Source organism: Furfurilactobacillus cerevisiae (genome assembly GCF_048961765.1).
In the GTDB taxonomy this organism is placed as follows: domain Bacteria; phylum Bacillota; class Bacilli; order Lactobacillales; family Lactobacillaceae; genus Furfurilactobacillus; species Furfurilactobacillus milii_A.
The window spans coordinates 1,497,673-1,514,822 of sequence record NZ_CP185253.1; the positions used below are offsets into that span (position 1 = coordinate 1,497,673).

A 17,150-nucleotide genomic window follows, 5' to 3' on the forward strand; every position below is an offset into this window, starting at 1 on the left:
TACCTGATTAATAATTATCGAGTATTTGATCGACCGCACTTGCATAGGTGAGGCCAAATAAGTTTAGATGCACTAAAAGATAGTAAAGACGGTAGAATGGCAATCGTTGATCAAACCCCTTAGCAAAGGGAAAGACACTTTGATAGCCATTGTAGAAATCTTCGTTGAACCCGCCAAAGACAGTAGTGACACCAATATCAAATTCGCGGTCACCGTAGTAAACATCTGGATCAATTAAGACGGCACCACCGTTGTCGTCAAACATGAAGTTGCCTGACCAAAAATCTCCGTGTAATAAAGATGGTAATGGTTGATAGTCAGAATATAAGTCCAGAAAGACTTGGCGTGCTTTTTGATAATGGGCTTCCCGACTTGGATTCCAATAATGATTGACCTTGGCTAAATCCACGACAGCGTCCAAACGTTGTGTCGTGAAAAAGGTGCCCCAGTCTGCTTGCCATTGATTATGCTTAGGAATTTTGCCGATGAGAAAATCATGATCAAAACCATATTGCTGATTAGGGCTGACTAGCTGGTGAACCTTGGCCAGTGCTTCGCCAACCGCTCGTTGATTACCTGTGGTGCCTTCGTTGATCCAACTAAGTAGAAGAAAAGCGTCGCCGTCGATTTCTCCAGTCGCCAATACTTGTGGGACAGTCGCAGCTTGGCCTAATAGGGTCAGCCCATCAATTTCATGCTGGAAAAAGGCTTGGGGATGGTTAGGCTGAACCTTCAAAAATTGAATGCCATCACTCGTGTCAAGGCGGTAGGCCTCGTTCACATCACCACCGTGAACGGCGGTCACCTGATTGATCTGATGAACTGGTAGTTGCTCAAACCATGTCTTTTTTCTCATCGTACTCATCCTTTCTTAAATAGTAAAATGTGTAACTCATTCAAAAAGATTAATTAGCATCGCTGAAATAATCGGTGAGCCCCTTGGTGATAGAGTGGGCAACCCGATAAGGATACGTGACACCGGAAATTGTCTTAAAGTCGTCACGGTCATTGATGTAACCCATTTCTAGCAAAACGGCTGGTCGTTGGTTGTCACGAATCACTTCAAAGTTGCCGAACTCAATGCCCTTATTTGACATTGGGTAATGATTCATTTGGCTATTCAACGCCTTCGCCAGTTTCATTGAAATGTTTTTGTGATAATAATAGGTTGTCAATCCTGATGATTGATTTTCTTCTGGTGATGAATCGAAATGAATGCTGATAAAGGCGTCAGCTTTTACCTCGTTAGCAATGGCCGGCCGTGGTGCCAACCCGACATACTTGTCACTGTCACGTGTCATAATGACGTGAGCGCCGTGACGTCGTAAATCAGCTGCCACTTCTTGAGCGACCTTTAGCGTGTACGTTTTTTCCATATACTTTGACGACGTCGCATCTAATGTATGAAGTGCGCCAGAATCGTTACCCCCGTGGCCAGGATCAATCACGATGGTGGCTTCAGACAGGTTAGTGGCCTCTTTCAAATTCGTTCTGCGGTTAACGAGCCAACTTGCCACCCAACCTGTATGACGATCATCGTAGCGAACGTGGTACCACAGATTCTTTTCGCCAATCTTAACCAATCGCGAGTTTAGTTTGGCCTTATGAACCGTTTTATAATTGACGTTTGGTCCAGAGCGCACATTCAATTGATTAATGCTCACCGTCACCGTTTCTTCACGCGTCAGAAGTACAAGTAAGACACCGAGCGTTACTGTTACAGCAATTGTTAGCAGTAATTGGAACCATCGTTGTTTCAAAAATTTCATTATCTCAATCCTTGTACAATAAAGTACATCAATTATAGCAAACTCACGCCAGAAAGGCGGGAAAAAACGTGATTCGACTTGACAGAAGGGCAAAACTAAACTAATTTTTAAACACGTAGAAATAATATTAAAACCGTTAATGAAAGATTACTAGCAACGGCGACCCACTCAGAGAGCAAGTGGTTGGTGGAAACTTGTCCGGTCAATGTTGCGAAGACACTTTTTAGGTGGATGAAAATCCCGTCGCAGCAGACGTTACCATGAGAACTTATAAAAGGTGGTACCGTGCGTAAAGCGCCCTTGATGATGAACATTCAGGGGCGTTTTTTTATGCTCTGATAAATGGTTTATATTAAATTGCACTGGAGGCAAACACATGAAATATCAACGACCAAAAGGCACGGCCGATATTTTACCGGGAATGTCGGAAAAATGGAGTTATGTAGAAGATACAGCACGACTATTATTTAACGATTATCAATTTCATGAAATTCGCACGCCAATGTTTGAAAACTTTGAGGTGTTTTCACGATCAGCTGGTGATACCAGTGATGTTGTCACAAAGGAAATGTATGATTTCCATGATAAAGGTGATCGCCACATTGCGTTGCGGCCAGAGGGAACGGCCGGCGTCGTTCGGGCCTACGTTGAAAATAAACTTTACGCACCCGAACAAGAAAAGCCATACAAAGTTTTCTACATGGGACCAATGTTCCGTTATGAACGTCCCCAAACGGGTCGTAGCCGTGAGTTCCATCAAATTGGGGTTGAATCATTTGGTAGCGATTCACCGGCAGTTGATGTTGAAATCATGGCAATGGCAATGGATTTCTTTAATCATCTCGGTTTGACGAATCTAAAACTGGCCGTGAACTCCTTGGGCGATAAAGAAACCCGCGAAGCGTACCATCAGGCATTAGTTGATTACCTTGAACCTCATTTCAACGACCTCAGTGAAGATTCTCAGTCACGTTTGCACAAGAATCCGTTGCGAGTGCTTGATAGTAAAGATAAAAAGGATAAGGAAATCGTTGCTAATGCACCGTCGATTCTCGATTTCATGACACCGGATGCACAAAAGCATTTGGATACAGTTAAGGAAATGCTTGAAGCATTAAAAATTCCGTTTGAAATTGACCCAACGATGGTTCGCGGACTTGATTATTACAACCACACCATCTTTGAAATTGAAACAAATTCGCCTGCGCTCGGTCATGGTTGGATGACCATTTGTGGTGGTGGTCGTTATAACGGGTTAGTCGAGGAACTCGGCGGACCAGAAACCCCCGGATTTGGTTTCGGCATCGGCATGGAACGGTTGTTGCTCTTATTGGACAATTTAGACGTTACGGCGCCAATCAACAATCCACTAAATGCTTACGTTGTTGGTATTGGTGAGGAAACTAATGTTGAAACGTTAAAGCTGGTTCAAGCAATTCGGCAGGCAGGCTTCAGCGCTGATCGTGATTATTTGAATCGCAAACCAAAGGCGCAGTTCAAAACCGCCGATCGTCGTCAAGCAGAATTTACCATTACGGTTGGTGCCCAGGAATTGGAAAGCCAAACGGTTCATTTCAAGAGTATGCGAACAGGTGAAGAAACAACGTTACCAATGGACGCCATTTATCAAGACTTCGCCAGCGTATATGACAAGTATTCAGAAGAATAGAGTGGTGCCAAAGCTCGAGAGAAGTCGAGCTAATAGAAGGAGAGCGAGAGAATATGGAACGAACGCAATACGCAGGTTTAATTGACGAAAGTTATGAAGGCCAGCAGGTTACCCTGTTTGGGTGGGTTCAAAAACGGCGTGATTTAGGTAAGCTGATTTTTATCGACTTACGTGACCGTGAAGGACTAGTTCAGTTAGTATTCAGTGCCGCAAACAGCGAATCCGCTTTGAATTTAGCGGAACAGATGCGTAGTGAATATGTCATTAAGGTCAGCGGGGTTGTTAAGGCTCGCAGTGCCAAAGAAGTTAACCCAGACATGAAGACTGGGAAAGTTGAAATTGAAGTTAGCGATGCAACTATCTTGAACAAATCCAAGGTGCCACCCTTTGATATTGCGGATGGTGTTGAAGCTTCCGAAGATTTAAAGCTGAAGTATCGTTACCTTGATTTGCGTCGGCCCGAAATGCAACGTGGCTTAATTTTGCGGAGTAAGATCACACAAGCGGTTCACAGTTACTTTGATGAAAATGGCTTCATTGACATTGAAACGCCAGACTTAACAAAGTCAACGCCAGAAGGTGCACGTGACTATCTTGTGCCAAGCCGGATTTACCCTGGTCACTTTTACGCATTGCCACAGTCACCACAGTTGTTCAAACAGCTGTTGATGGGTGCCGGTTTTGACCGTTACTATCAACTAGCCCGTTGTTTCCGGGATGAAGACTTACGTGGTGACCGTCAACCAGAATTTACTCAGATCGATATGGAAACAAGCTTCATGAGCCAGCATGACATCATGGATATGACTGAAGGCTTAATTGCCCGCGTTATGAAGAACACGTTGAATTTAGACGTTAAGTTGCCATTCGACCGGATTACTTGGCAAGAATCTATGGACCGGTTTGGCACGGACCAGCCTGATTTGCGGTTTGGCATGGAGTTAAAGGACATCTCTGACATCGTGAAGGACAGTTCTTTCAAGGTCTTCAGTGGTGCTGTTGAAAATGGCGGCCAGGTTAAGGGAATCGCGGTACCTGGTGGTGCAGATCATTATTCACGTAAGCAAATTGATGCCTTTACTGATTACATCAAACGTTTTGGTGCCAAAGGTTTGGCTTGGGCCAAGGTTGGCGCTGATGAATTTAGTGGTCCTGTTGCAAAGTTTGTTAACGACCAGTACAGTGAAATCACGACTGCGATGGATGCTCACGAAGGTGACTTGTTGCTGTTTGTCGCTGATCGTAGCAAGGTCGTTGCTGACAGCTTGTCATATTTGCGGGTAACGATTGCTAAAGAATTAGACATGATCGACCCTAAGAAGTTTGCTTTCCTTTGGATCATCGACTGGCCGTTGTTTGAATATGACGAAGGGGATCAACGTTGGGTACCAGCGCATCACCCATTCACCATGCCAAACGAAGGTGACGAGCACTTCTTAAATGAAGGTGAGAACCCTTATGAAGCTCATGCTCAAAGTTACGATATCATTTTGAATGGTTTGGAACTTGGTGGCGGTTCAATCCGTATCCACACACGTGAATTACAAGAAAAGATGTTGAAGGCGCTAGGATTTACGCCTGAACGTGCCAATGCTCAGTTTGGCTTCTTACTAACCGCGTTGGATTACGGTTTTCCACCGCATGGTGGTCTGGCAATCGGCCTTGACCGGTTTGCACGACTTTTGGCAGGTTCTGACAACATTCGTGAAGTCATTGCCTTCCCGAAGAACTCGAAGGCGACTGAACCAATGACCGAAGCCCCAAGTCCAGTTGCTGACAAACAATTGGAAGAATTGTACCTGAATGTTACAAAAAAGGACAAAGAGTAAACAATTTTGTAACTGCCAGATGCCGCTTACGGTTGCCAACAGTGACACGCTCACCGTGGGACCGGTTCAAACCTCCTGAAAACCGGAGTTTTTCACCTCGTCGCACAGCCCCGTGGGACCCCGAGTCTGCGCGACCGTCCGTGTTGTAAATTCGACAGAGCCATTCGAATTAACAACACTTTCACGGCTCGGTATCACTGTTGACGCCCTTCAGCTAATTTGATTTATCACAACTGGCAATAGTAGGTTGCTCAATATTTGACTACGACGGGCAACATAAAGCTGTTTGTATTTCGACATTTTGTTCATATTTCAAGAAAACTTAGTGATGGCAGTTTACTGCTTTCACTATTTTTTTATATCCAGCACCACACATGACAAAGGTTCAGTTGCTGAGAAAGTTGAAGGCAACTGAATTTCATTATTTTGATTAATAAGCATTTGGCTTCACAATGCTGAATCTTGTTGTGGTGTGCTATAGCTGTGTGATTTTCATGTCAAAAAGAGTGGAGCCAGTGAGAGACATAGTTTCGTGTCGACAACACTTATGGCCTGCATTTTGGCCATGTAGTGTTGTGGGACGACTTCTGAGATGCGAACTTCAGCTCAGAATCGAGGATGAAAACCGCGGGTTTGGCGGGTTGAATCCGGTCCTCATGAAACGGCGTCTCTCACTGGCGGAACGGTAGTTATTTTTTATTTAATTGTTTAAAAGGTTGAACGTCAGCTTTTCAAGAGATGTGGTAGATTGCAAATTTAATCCGAATTTTTGGACAAATTGGTCAGCATAACCTGATACGGTGTTTGCCAGTCGAGTATTTTAAGCGGTCGCTGGTTAATTTGGAGTAACGTCGTCGTTAAATCTTGAGCACTAATGTGCTCAAAACGAGTCCCTTTAGGATAAAAATAACGTAAATTCCGATTAAAGCGTTCATTACTACCACGTTCAGCTGGAGTATAAGCATGGCAGTAATAGGTCCTAATACCATATTGTGATTCAAGTGATACTAGCCCACTAAACTCAGTGCCACGGTCCACAGTAAAGCTGTGCACCGGACCATTAAAAGTGGTTAGGAACTTAGTTAGTGCTTCATTAACAGTCGCTGTCGTCCGATCTTTTAACCGGTATGCCCAAAGGAACCGTGATTTGCGATCGATTAAAGTTAATAAAACTGCCTTACTATGCCCACGAGGACCAACGACTGTATCTAGTTCAAAATCGCCGATGCGATTACGTTGATTAATCATCATGGGACGCTGTTCAATTGATCGCCCCAAAGATTGATTATATTTGGATCGTTGGTCAACGTTACGCCGTTGGCGTACGCCATGTTCAGGTAGATCATTCAAGGAGAAACCAATTCTCCCCTGATTTAGCCAATTATAAATAGATTTAGTAGCTAGTTTAAATTCGTGAGCAATCATTCCTGGTGACCAGCTTAGACGTAAATGGTTGAGAATTTTTTGCTTTAACTCATCGCTCAGCTTAGTTTTCCGACCACATCGTGATCGCTTGTATTCGGCATCTGTTTGTGCTAATTCAGCCTGATAAGGTTGACATCAAGATAATTCATAAGAAATTGTTGACGGTGATCGGTTCAGCCGAACGCCCATTTGGATATTGGACAGCCCTAGTTCACAAAAGGTTTCGATTTTAATTCGTTCGGAATAGGTTATACTAGACAAAAGATCAGCTCCTAAAAGATGGGTTTGTGGTAAACACCATTTTAAAGGAAGCTGATCTTTTTTGTCCGAACAGCGTTCGGATTAATTTTACAATCTACTATGTGAGCAAATTTATTAACACCGGATTATGTTGCTTGATTGTGTGAAATTCTTTACAATAGTGTTGGCAGTCGTCATGAACGATATTGCACAAATGACGATTAAGTTTACCGAAATAGAAGGGATCTTCAACATGAATAAATATATTGCTTTAGTTGGAACCAATTCGGATAAATCAACAAACCGTGAATTGCTCCAATTTATGAAGCGACACTATGCTGATCAGGCCGACATTGAAGTGGTAGAAATTAAGGGCTTACCGGTCTTTAATAAACCAGACAACATGAAAGTGCCTGATGCAGCCTTAGCCATCGCTGATAAGATTGATCAGTCAGATGGTGTCATTATCAGTACACCTGAATACGATCATTCTGTTCCAGCAGCTTTAATGAATGCACTTGAATGGTTATCTTACGGAATTCATCCGTTTGTGGACAAACCAGTGATGATTACCGGTTCCTCGTACGGGGCACTTGGTTCTTCACGGGCCCAAGGACATTTGCGCATCATTTTGGACTCACCAGAATTGCGGGCACGCATTATGCCAAGTTCAGAATTCTTGTTGGATCATTCCTTGCAAGCGTTCGATGACGACGGAAATTTGTTAGACCAAGAAAAGTTGAGCAAACTTGATGGGTTGTTTGCCGATTTCCAAACATTTGTTGGTTTGGCCAAACAGCTTAACCACGCAACAAGCATCAATCGCCAAGAAGCAAGCGACTATTCTTGGGACAAACAGTAATGTGACTCAAGCGAGTGATTAGGAGACGACAAATAATGAAACTTGTAGGAATTGCCGGTTCGGTAGCGGACCATTCTTATAACCGGATGTTGCTGAAGTTTATTGCAAACCATTTCAGCGACACGGTTGATTTAGAAATTTTAGATATTAATGATGTGCCAATGTTTAATCAAAGCGATGATCAAACGGACAGTGAACCAATTGCCTACCTAACTCGAAAAATCAGTCAGGCGGACGGAGTTATTATTGCGACACCAGAGCATAATCACACACTAACGGCTAGTTTAAAGAGTGTTATTGAATGGTTATCATTCAATGTGCATCCATTTTCAGACAAACCTGTGATGATTGTTGGTGCTTCATACTATGACCAAGGTTCTTCGCGGGCCCAGTTGATGCTTCGCCAGATTTTGGAATCACCTGGTGTTAACGCCATTGTTATGCCCGGTAATGAATTTCTGCTGGCAGATGTTAAGCAAGCCTTTGATGAAAACGACAACTTGAAGGATGCCAACACCGTTAAGTTTCTTGGCAGTACGTTAGATAAGTTTGTTAAGTTTGTAAGGGTGATTAATATGTTAAACGAACCTCAACCAACTAGTGCTGAAGACGAAGACTTGACTGCTTCTAGCAAGATTGATACGACTGTCGAAGGCGTTGATATGGGTGCTGATGACTGGGTCGAACAGGCCGCTAAAAAGGTCAATGCCGTCGAAGGTGATACGTATGTTAAACTTGACCGTGGTCTTTTAACGGTTGATCAGCTGAACGCGTTCTTAAACTCAATGCCAATTGAATTGACGTATGCAGATAGTAACAATCAGTTCATTTACTATAACCACATGCTGCCTGCTGATAAAATGTTGGCACCACGGACACCGGCTCAGGCGGGCGATCCAATGTCAATGGTTCACCCAGCTCGTGCCGTTAAACATGTTAAGGAAGTTATTCACATGTTACGGACTGGTCAAAGAGACGAAATTAAGATGCCTGTGCCGGGTAACGGCCCAGACAAGTACATTTTGCATGCTTATCGTGCGATGCGTGACAGTGAGAATAAATACTTGGGTATTAATGAATATGTCGAAGACCTAATGCCAATGATCAAATGGTACTTGGCTAAGACCGGTCAGAAGTTAGTTGACGATCCAGACGCCGTGACTGGTGCATCAGCAGAAGCGGCTGACGCTTCGACAGGGGCCTCGTCAGCGGATGAACAGGCCGTTGCTCCGGCAACAACCCCAACGACGCCCGAAACTGATGCCAGCACTGGTGCATCCGAAGATGAGGAAGAACCAACGTCAGTAGCAAGTGCTGAACCAACATCAGCATCGACTGAAACAGCGGCTGATTCTGAACCTGATGATGTCACTGGCGCTTCAGAAGACGAATAGTTTGTTTTCATTTAAGCTATTCTAATCCATTACACATTGCTAAACACTTTTGTTAAGCACAAATAAATACCGTTCATTCGTTGCTACAGATCAAAAATGATATGTAGGCGAATGAGCGGTATTTTTTGATGAGACATTTTAATTAAGGTTGATAACTGACCGTTTTCAGGATGTCAACGAAACGTTGCTTGCCTGTTTTGGTCACTTCATGGCCACGTAATTGTTGCCCTTGCCTGCCGACTTTTGCGGTTACGGTTTTGGGTTGTGTTGACCAGCCTTTTGAGGTGATATGAACTTTGTAGGTAGCTGGGGTGAGGGGTTGATTATTATGAGTCAAAGCATTCGTTGACCACGCTTGGGATTTAACCGCTACATCATCGCCGACAATTGTATCTCCGCGGCTAATGGTGACGTGTAGCTTTGTTTGATCCGGCAAATTAGTTGATCCTTTTAGCTGAACGCGCCCATTGTTATCCACATTAAAGTGAAGTTTGGTACTAACATTAATAGCCGGTTTGCCCTTGCTTGTGCTTAACCAAGTTTCGCCCACACCGGGATTTGAAGATGCAGGTGCCATACCAGCAATCGTCCAAACAACGATGCAAACGAGGCTTAAGACAATCGCTAGAATGGTTTTAGTTCGTTTTTGCCAAGGACCGAAACGGAACATCACGTAAATTCCGGCCGGAAAGAAAATAATGGTTAGCACAATCCCAAACCACGGCTCTTTATAAAATTGATTTGCTTGCGTATTCATGAATACCTCCGGGTTAGTCAATCGTTTAAGTATACCATCAAACATCTGTGGAAACGGTTTCTGCCAAAAAAAGCGTCGATTAAAAAAGCGCCAGCGTGATGGGTTTGTTATAATTGGGGCACATTAAGACAAAGGACATTATTTTATGAATGATTTGCAGCAATTAATTGAACGGCACCAGTATACGGGTCGGGTTGGCACGGCATTTATTTATTCGATCTGTGTCTCAATCGCCCTAAATTTCTTTTGGAATCCTGGTCATATCTATTCTTCAGGAATTACAGGAGCGGCTCAGCTGGTTCACACGTTATCGACACGTTATCTTGGCGTGGACCTTGGCATTGGCGAGTTACTGTTTTTGCTTAATATTCCACTGTTCATTTTGGCTTGGATCAAGATTAGTCATCGATTTACGATTTTTACAATCATTGCCGTCGGGATGTCAACGGTGATGATTCGGGTGCTGCACCCCGTGACCTTAACAACAGATCCGATTATTTGTGCGATTTTTGGTGGTGCCGTTAATGGATTCGGTACCGGCTTAGCATTGCGTTACGGAATCTCTACCGGTGGGTTGGATATCTTAGGCATTGTGATCCGTCGCGCAACAGGTCGTAAAATGGGGACCATTAACATGACCTTTAATGCCTTCATCATTGTTGCTGCCGGGTTTGTGTTTGGCTGGCCATACGCCTTTTATTCAGCAATTGGTATCTTCGTGAACGCGCGTGTTATGGATATGGTGTATACCCGGCAACAGCGGATGCAGGTGATGATTATTACGGATCGGCCCAAAACGGTCGTGGATTCGGTCCAACATCACATTCGTCGTGGTATTACCATTGTGCATGGCGCTGAGGGAGCCTACAAACACAATAAGAAGTCGATTCTGTTTACAGTTATCTCTGGCTATGAAGTTGGTGAGTTGCAGGAAGCCATCAACGAGTCGGACCCCAATTCATTTGTGTCACTGAGTAATATTGTCAGGATTCTGGGGAATTTTTATGAGCCAAGACTGTAAAAATTAGATGTTCAAGTTTGAAGGGAGAAAATGATGTTAGTCGGATCACACGTGAGCATGAGCGGTAAAAAAATGCTGTTGGGTTCTGCTGAAGAAGCTGCAGGATACGGTGCCAATACATTTATGATTTATACAGGGGCACCACAAAACACGCGTCGCAAGCCAATTGAAGAATTAAATATTGAAGCCGGTCACACGTTTATGACGGCACACGATTTAGATCACATTGTTGTCCATGCTCCCTATATTGTTAATCTTGGGAATACGTTTAAGCCAGAAAGCTTTGCTTTTGCCGTTGATTTTCTCAGGGAAGAGGTCAAACGTGCGGATGCACTGGGGGCAGAGCAGATTGTCTTGCATCCAGGTGCTCATGTGGGCGCAGGTCCGCAAGCTGCCATTCAATCCATCATTAAGGGCTTAAATGAGATTCTGACGCCTGATCAGCATGCTCAGATTGCCATTGAAACCATGGCTGGCAAAGGTACCGAAGTTGGCATTACGTTTGATCAAATTGCTGAGATGATTGATGGCGTCACGCTAAATGATAAACTGTCGGTCCGCTTTGACACTTGTCACACCAGCGATGCAGGCTATGATATTAAGGGTGATTTTGATGGTGTAATGAATGACTTTGATCAGATTATTGGTTTAGAGCGATTAAAAGTTATTCATTTAAATGACTCGAAAAATCCTCAAGGCGCGCACAAGGATCGTCATACTAATCTAGGATATGGTACGATTGGCTTTGATCGGTTGAATCAGATTGCCCACGATGAACGATTTGTTAACGTGCCGAAAATTATGGAAACGCCATACGTTGCCGTTGACCCTGAAAACAAGCCAAAGGATAAACGGGCACCATATGGCTATGAAATTGCTGAATTAAAAGCTGGCAAGTTTAATGATCATCTTGTTAGTGACATTGCAAATGGCCGTCCTTACGATGAATTTTTAAATTAATCGCATTTTTCTGAAATAAATCGGCTTGAATAATTGACGAAGGTCAAAGGTTTCTGTATACTTCTTTAAGGACAGTTAAGTGCAGAACGTACAAAACCGTTACTAAACGCTCGAAGGGAGGGGATTTCAAAATGGCAAAGACAGTTGTTCGCAAGAACGAATCCTTAGATGATGCTCTCCGGCGTTTCAAACGGACCGTTTCGAAGAACGGGACCCTTCAAGAATACCGCAAACGGGAATTCTATGAAAAGCCAAGTGTTAAGCGTAAGCTTAAGTCAGAGGCTGCGCGTAAGCGTAAGAACAAGAAGAGTCGTTTCTAATTGTGAAATTGAACGTCAGCTTAGGCTGGCGTTTTTTTCTGTCCAAGAAGCGGTATACTACATTCAGTGACTGAATAATTTGGAGGTATGAGGAATTATGGATTTGTTATCTCAATTGAATGAAGATTTGAAGACGGCCATGAAGGCGCGCAACAAATTAGAATTAAACGTTATCCGTTCATTGAAGACAGGTGTCATGAACGAAAAGATTGAACTGGGTCACGATTTAACCCCAGACGAAGAAGTTGCAGTGGTTTCTCGTGGGTTAAAGCAACGTAAGGAATCATTGGCCGAATTTGAAAAGGCAGATCGTCAAGACTTGGCAGACGATACCAAAGCAGAGATTGCGATTGTTGAAAAATACATGCCTGCTCAAATGAGTGAAGATGAAATCAACAATGTTGTTAAAGAAACGGCGCAACAAGTTGGTGCAACAAGCAAGGCTGACTTTGGTAAGTTGATGGGTGCTGTGATGCCTAAAGTTAAGGGTAAAGCAGACGGTAAGTTGGTTAACCAGGCCGTTAAAAACCTGTTAAGTTAATTTCGTTTGTGACCAGGTTACAGAACAAAGTTTATTGAAATGAGCAATTAATGGAATCCTTATTCTCATATTTGGGAATGAGGATTTTTTGATTGGTTGGTCAAAAAGAGTGTTGTAATAACACTAGTTTCAAGCATTACAGAATGTTTGTGCTGGTGGTCGATTATGATAAAATAGACATTGTACAGTGTTATCTAATTATGATCTAAAGATTTCAATATGGTCGTCTACGATTTAACAATTAAACGATGATCACGGTTGACAGTATGGCGTAGTGACCCAGTCTTTAAACATAAATCAAAAATAAAGTAAGAAACAGCAAAGGAGCGAAACATCTTTGGCAGAAAACCAGTTTGCATTTGAACGACAGTTCCGTTTGTCCACACCGGATTTGGAAGCCGGCCTAGTTGGCGCTAATGACGCCAATTTACGCTTGCTGGAGGAAGGCCTGAATGTTAATATTCACGCCTTTGGCGATACAATTACTGTATCCGGGGATGAAGAACAGTCCGTGGATCGCACAATTAAAATTATTGATAACCTGGTTCAGTTAATTAAAAGTGGCATTACGTTAAACAGTACCGATGTCGTGTCAGCCATGAAAATGGCAGAACGTGGTACGTTAGAGTATTTTCAGGACTTGTACAAACAAACCTTGATTAAGGATGATCATGGACGGGCAATTCGGGTCAAAAACTATGGTCAACGGCAGTACGTTCAATCGATTAGCCATAACGACATTACGTTTGGTATTGGTCCAGCTGGGACAGGGAAAACCTTCTTGGCAGTGGTAATGGCCGTCGCCGCTCTGAAACGGGGGGACGTTGAAAAAATCATCCTAACGCGGCCCGCTGTTGAAGCTGGTGAAAGCCTTGGCTTTTTGCCTGGCGATTTGAAGGAAAAAGTTGATCCATATTTGCGCCCAATTTATGACGCACTTTATCAAATTCTCGGTTCAGAACATACACAACGTTTGTTAGACCGAGAAGTGATTGAAATTGCGCCGCTTGCTTATATGCGTGGTCGTACTTTGGATGCAGCGTTTGTCATTTTGGATGAGGCTCAAAATACGACTAATGCACAGATGAAGATGTTCTTGACTCGTCTAGGGTTTGGCTCAAAGATGATTGTGAACGGGGATATTTCCCAAATTGACCTACCACGGGGGAAACATTCTGGACTTGTTGACGCTCAGAATTTGTTGCAAAACATTAACCACATTGGTTTTGTTTCGTTTAATGCAGATGATGTGGTCCGTCACCCAGTCGTTGCCAGCATCATTAACGCCTATGAAAACCAACCCACACAGGACTAAACTAATCATGTGTTAATCTACAGATACGGTCAGATAATCAAATTAACGGAGTGAAGAATAAACATGGATCTTGAGATAGTTGATCAAACGGAACAAGGCGTGCCTGAAGAACGCGTTACGATGGTTCGTGAAATCCTTGAATTTGCCGGGAAGACAATTAAGTTACCAGAGAATACGGAAATGTCCTTAACATTCATGAACAATGAAGGGATTCGAAAGTTAAATCGCGAATATCGTGGTGTTGATAAAGCAACGGACGTGATCAGCTTCGCAATCGAAGAGGACCCGGACGATGAAGATGAGATTGTCATGGACGATGAATTACGTCAGGAAATTCCGATGAATATTGGGGACATTATGATCTCCGTTGACAAAGTTGCGGACCAGGCGGAATACCTCGGGCACACTTATGATCGCGAATTAGGTTTCTTAGCGGTTCATGGTTTTCTGCATTTAAACGGGTACGATCACATGGAACCAGCAGACGAAAAAGTGATGTTTGATTTACAACGAAAGATCTTGGACGATTATGGCCTCACCAGATAAGCAACAAACAGAGAAGAATCATCATTTTATTCAGGCGTTTCATCACGCCATGGATGGGATTATTGGAACTATCCATAATGAACCGAACATGCGCTATCACCTCATTTTCGCGTTGGCGGCGCTATTGTGTGGTTTGATTTTGCAAATCACTCGAATGGACTGGCTATGGATTACATTGGCCATTTTTACCGTTATTCTGGCAGAATTTGCGAACACCATCGCTGAGTCTCTGAGTGATTTAATTACGCATGGTCAGTTTGATCCGCTAGCTAAACAGGTTAAGGACGTTGCTGCCGGTGCGGTAGTGGTTGCTGCCTTGTTTGCAGTAATCACGGGCTTGCTCGTTTTTGGTCCGCGAATCTGGAGTTTGATTTTGAATTAAAAAACTTGATGACGACACTAAAATGATCATCATGGTTAAGGAGAACACTAAATGACGCAAGAACAACAAGCATTCCATTCCGGTTTTGTGGCGATTGTTGGACGACCAAATGTTGGCAAATCCACTTTTTTGAATCGTGTAATTGGTCAAAAAGTTGCGATTATGAGTAACGTAGCTCAGACCACCCGAAACAAGATACAGGGCATATACACGACAAATAGTGAACAGATTGTTTTTATTGATACGCCGGGCATTTTCAAACCATCGAGTAAGCTAGATGAATTTATGGTGAATTCGGCCATATCGACGTTGAACGAGGTTGACGCTGTTTTGTTCATGGTTAATGCACAAGAAACACGTGGCGCGGGCGATAATTACATCATTGACCGATTAAAGGATATCCATAAGCCTGTTTACTTGGTGATTAACAAAATCGATCAGATTCACCCGGATAAATTGCTGAGTGTTTTAGAGCAGTATAAGGATGCCCTTTCATGGAAAGAGGTCTACCCAATATCTGCTTTGCAAGGCAATAACGTGGATGAATTCTTGGGTCAGCTGTCCAAAGACTTACCAGAAGGACCGCAATACTATCCTGAGGACCAAATAACGGATCATCCGGAACGTTTTGTTGTAGCAGAGCTTGTTCGTGAGAAAGTTTTGCAATTGACTCGTGATGAAGTGCCGCATTCTGTAGCGGTAGAAGTTGAATCGATGAAACGTGAGTCGCGTCCGGGAAAGCGGGCCGATGGTCAGCCCAATGAACTGGTGCATATTGCAGCAACGATTGTTGTGGATCGAACCTCACAAAAGGGCATTATTATTGGTAAAGGCGGCAAGATGTTGAAAGAAATCGGTTCGCGTGCGCGGGCTGATATCGAGCCACTACTTGGCGATCGCGTTTATTTGGAATTATGGGTCAAGGTGGTTCAACACTGGCGGGACAAACCTTCCGCGCTAAGGGAATACGGTTATAAATCACAAGACTATTAGTGCATGTTTGAGTAGTAAGGCTGTGTTCCAAAGCCTAAAGACACCAAGGCACCTCATTCCCAGCTTCGGGAATAGGGTGCTTTTGCATTATTACTTAAACGAGTCTTTGTCACCGGTCTATTCTGCGTTGTTTTTCACTTTTGCTTTCGCGTCAGTTGTGCCACTAACATTGGCGACAACTGGATTTATTTTATGAGTTAGGAGGCGCAATGTGGCAACTTATCAGAACACACAATTTCAAGGGATTGTGATGTATGCAAACGATTATCGAGAACGCGATCAATTGATTAAGATTTTTACCGGTGAGTATGGTAAGAAAATGTTCTTTATTAAAAATGGTAAACGCCGTGGCATGCGTCTCCATAGTGCTCTTTTGCCCTTTACGGTTGGGACGTACGTCGGCAATGTAAATGATCAAGGACTTAGTTTCATTAATGCGGCTAAAGAAACTGCGCAATTACAGCAGATTCGCGCTGACATCAATAAAAATGCATATGCAACATATATTTTAGGATTGGTTGATGCAGCCTTTCGGGATGGTCAAATAGTGCCAGATTGGTTTATGAAGACTAAGAACGCGTTGACCCTTATTGATGACGGGCTTGATGAACAAATCATTACCAATATTATTGAAATTCAATTGTTGCGGGCCTTCGGGGTCGCTCCTGAATTGCAACGATGTGCTGTTTGTGGTCGGACAGACTTGCCGTTTGATTACTCTGAAAAGTTTGGTGGGTTAATTTGTGCCAACCATTTTGACCAAGATAGTCATCGTCTACATTTGGATGCACGAACGATCTTCTATCTGCGCCAATTTTCTGTCATCGATTTAGCCAAAATCACCACGATTAATGTGTCACCAAGAACGAAGCGTGGATTGCGGCGAGTACTGGATTTGATTTACGAGAATAGCGTTGGGATTCATTTGCGTTCCAAACGGTTTATTGACCAAATGGCGACGTGGGAAGATCAGTTAGCAGCTCGTGGTCAGCAGTTGAAACAGCGTCATCAGGCATCGTTAAAGAATGAGGACAAAAAGTCGGATGTGAGCTCGAATCAAGGTGTAAATGACGAAATGTTAACGAGCTCTGATGAACCAGAGCAACAGACAGATTCTGAACAGCATT

Annotated in this window: 15 protein-coding genes and 2 pseudogenes; 13 read left to right on the forward strand and 4 right to left on the reverse strand. The window is 43.4% G+C overall.

Annotated elements, in window-relative coordinates:
• Positions 1-7: 7 nt before the first annotated feature.
• Both ABUE36_RS07135 and ABUE36_RS07140 read right to left on the reverse strand, forming a co-directional pair.
• A complete protein-coding gene (locus tag ABUE36_RS07135) occupies positions 8-856 on the reverse strand; it encodes a fructosamine kinase family protein (protein WP_161001233.1) in 849 nt (282 codons plus the stop codon).
• Positions 857-905: 49 nt separating this feature from the next.
• Entirely contained in the window at positions 906-1,769 is an 864-nt protein-coding gene (locus ABUE36_RS07140) for an N-acetylmuramoyl-L-alanine amidase (protein ID WP_161003124.1), read from the reverse strand.
• Positions 1,770-2,145: 376 nt separating this feature from the next.
• On the opposite strand from ABUE36_RS07140, the gene hisS reads away from it, so the two are divergent.
• Positions 2,146-3,438 carry a histidine--tRNA ligase gene (gene hisS / locus ABUE36_RS07145; RefSeq protein ID WP_421016473.1) on the forward strand — a complete coding sequence of 431 codons (1,293 nt, stop codon included), beginning with the start codon at positions 2,146-2,148 and terminating at the stop codon, positions 3,436-3,438.
• A gap of 53 nt (positions 3,439-3,491) precedes the next feature.
• Positions 3,492-5,267 (forward strand): aspartate--tRNA ligase, encoded by a 1,776-nt coding sequence (gene aspS / locus ABUE36_RS07150; protein WP_161001236.1) that lies wholly within the window; start codon positions 3,492-3,494, stop codon positions 5,265-5,267.
• A gap of 756 nt (positions 5,268-6,023) precedes the next feature.
• Here the strand turns inward: aspS and ABUE36_RS07155 are convergent.
• A pseudogene (locus ABUE36_RS07155) lies at positions 6,024-6,953 on the reverse strand (IS30-like element ISLpl1 family transposase).
• 232 nt (positions 6,954-7,185) lie between these two features.
• On the opposite strand from ABUE36_RS07155, the gene ABUE36_RS07160 reads away from it, so the two are divergent.
• Together ABUE36_RS07160 and ABUE36_RS07165 are read left to right on the forward strand one after the other, a co-directional pair.
• Complete coding sequence (locus ABUE36_RS07160; protein WP_421016474.1) at positions 7,186-7,794, forward strand: NADPH-dependent FMN reductase; 609 nt, start codon at positions 7,186-7,188, stop codon at positions 7,792-7,794.
• A gap of 35 nt (positions 7,795-7,829) precedes the next feature.
• The gene (locus ABUE36_RS07165; protein WP_161001237.1) at positions 7,830-9,188 is read left to right on the forward strand and encodes an NAD(P)H-dependent oxidoreductase; all 1,359 of its coding nucleotides are present in this window, start codon (positions 7,830-7,832) and stop codon (positions 9,186-9,188) included.
• Between the two features lie 142 nt (positions 9,189-9,330).
• Here ABUE36_RS07165 and ABUE36_RS07170 read toward each other — a convergent pair whose 3' ends face one another.
• The gene (locus tag ABUE36_RS07170) at positions 9,331-9,945 is read right to left on the reverse strand and encodes a hypothetical protein (RefSeq protein ID WP_161001238.1); all 615 of its coding nucleotides are present in this window, start codon (positions 9,943-9,945) and stop codon (positions 9,331-9,333) included.
• Between the two features lie 145 nt (positions 9,946-10,090).
• On the opposite strand from ABUE36_RS07170, the gene ABUE36_RS07175 reads away from it, so the two are divergent.
• The 9 genes and pseudogenes from ABUE36_RS07175 to recO all read left to right on the forward strand — a co-directional run.
• Complete coding sequence (locus ABUE36_RS07175; RefSeq protein ID WP_017261954.1) at positions 10,091-10,966, forward strand: YitT family protein; 876 nt, start codon at positions 10,091-10,093, stop codon at positions 10,964-10,966.
• Positions 10,967-10,999: 33 nt separating this feature from the next.
• Complete coding sequence (locus tag ABUE36_RS07180) at positions 11,000-11,926, forward strand: deoxyribonuclease IV (protein WP_421017475.1); 927 nt, start codon at positions 11,000-11,002, stop codon at positions 11,924-11,926.
• Between the two features lie 131 nt (positions 11,927-12,057).
• Positions 12,058-12,246 (forward strand): 30S ribosomal protein S21, encoded by a 189-nt coding sequence (rpsU, locus tag ABUE36_RS07185; RefSeq protein WP_017261952.1) that lies wholly within the window; start codon positions 12,058-12,060, stop codon positions 12,244-12,246.
• A gap of 97 nt (positions 12,247-12,343) precedes the next feature.
• On the forward strand, positions 12,344-12,787 hold the full coding sequence (locus tag ABUE36_RS07190) for a GatB/YqeY domain-containing protein (RefSeq protein ID WP_161001240.1): 444 nt from the start codon (positions 12,344-12,346) through the stop codon (positions 12,785-12,787).
• Between the two features lie 337 nt (positions 12,788-13,124).
• Positions 13,125-14,102, forward strand: a complete 978-nt coding sequence (locus ABUE36_RS07195; RefSeq protein ID WP_161001241.1) for a PhoH family protein — start codon at positions 13,125-13,127, stop codon at positions 14,100-14,102.
• A gap of 63 nt (positions 14,103-14,165) precedes the next feature.
• Complete coding sequence (gene ybeY / locus ABUE36_RS07200) at positions 14,166-14,648, forward strand: rRNA maturation RNase YbeY (protein ID WP_161001242.1); 483 nt, start codon at positions 14,166-14,168, stop codon at positions 14,646-14,648.
• Entirely contained in the window at positions 14,632-15,030 is a 399-nt protein-coding gene (locus ABUE36_RS07205) for a diacylglycerol kinase family protein (RefSeq protein WP_161001243.1), read from the forward strand. Before ybeY ends, ABUE36_RS07205 begins: the two co-directional genes overlap by 17 nt.
• 51 nt (positions 15,031-15,081) lie before the next feature.
• Positions 15,082-16,023 (forward strand): GTPase Era, encoded by a 942-nt coding sequence (gene era, locus ABUE36_RS07210; RefSeq protein WP_161001244.1) that lies wholly within the window; start codon positions 15,082-15,084, stop codon positions 16,021-16,023.
• Between the two features lie 211 nt (positions 16,024-16,234).
• A pseudogene (gene recO / locus ABUE36_RS07215) lies at positions 16,235-16,999 on the forward strand (DNA repair protein RecO); the annotation flags it as partial.
• Positions 17,000-17,150: the final 151 nt, after the last annotated feature.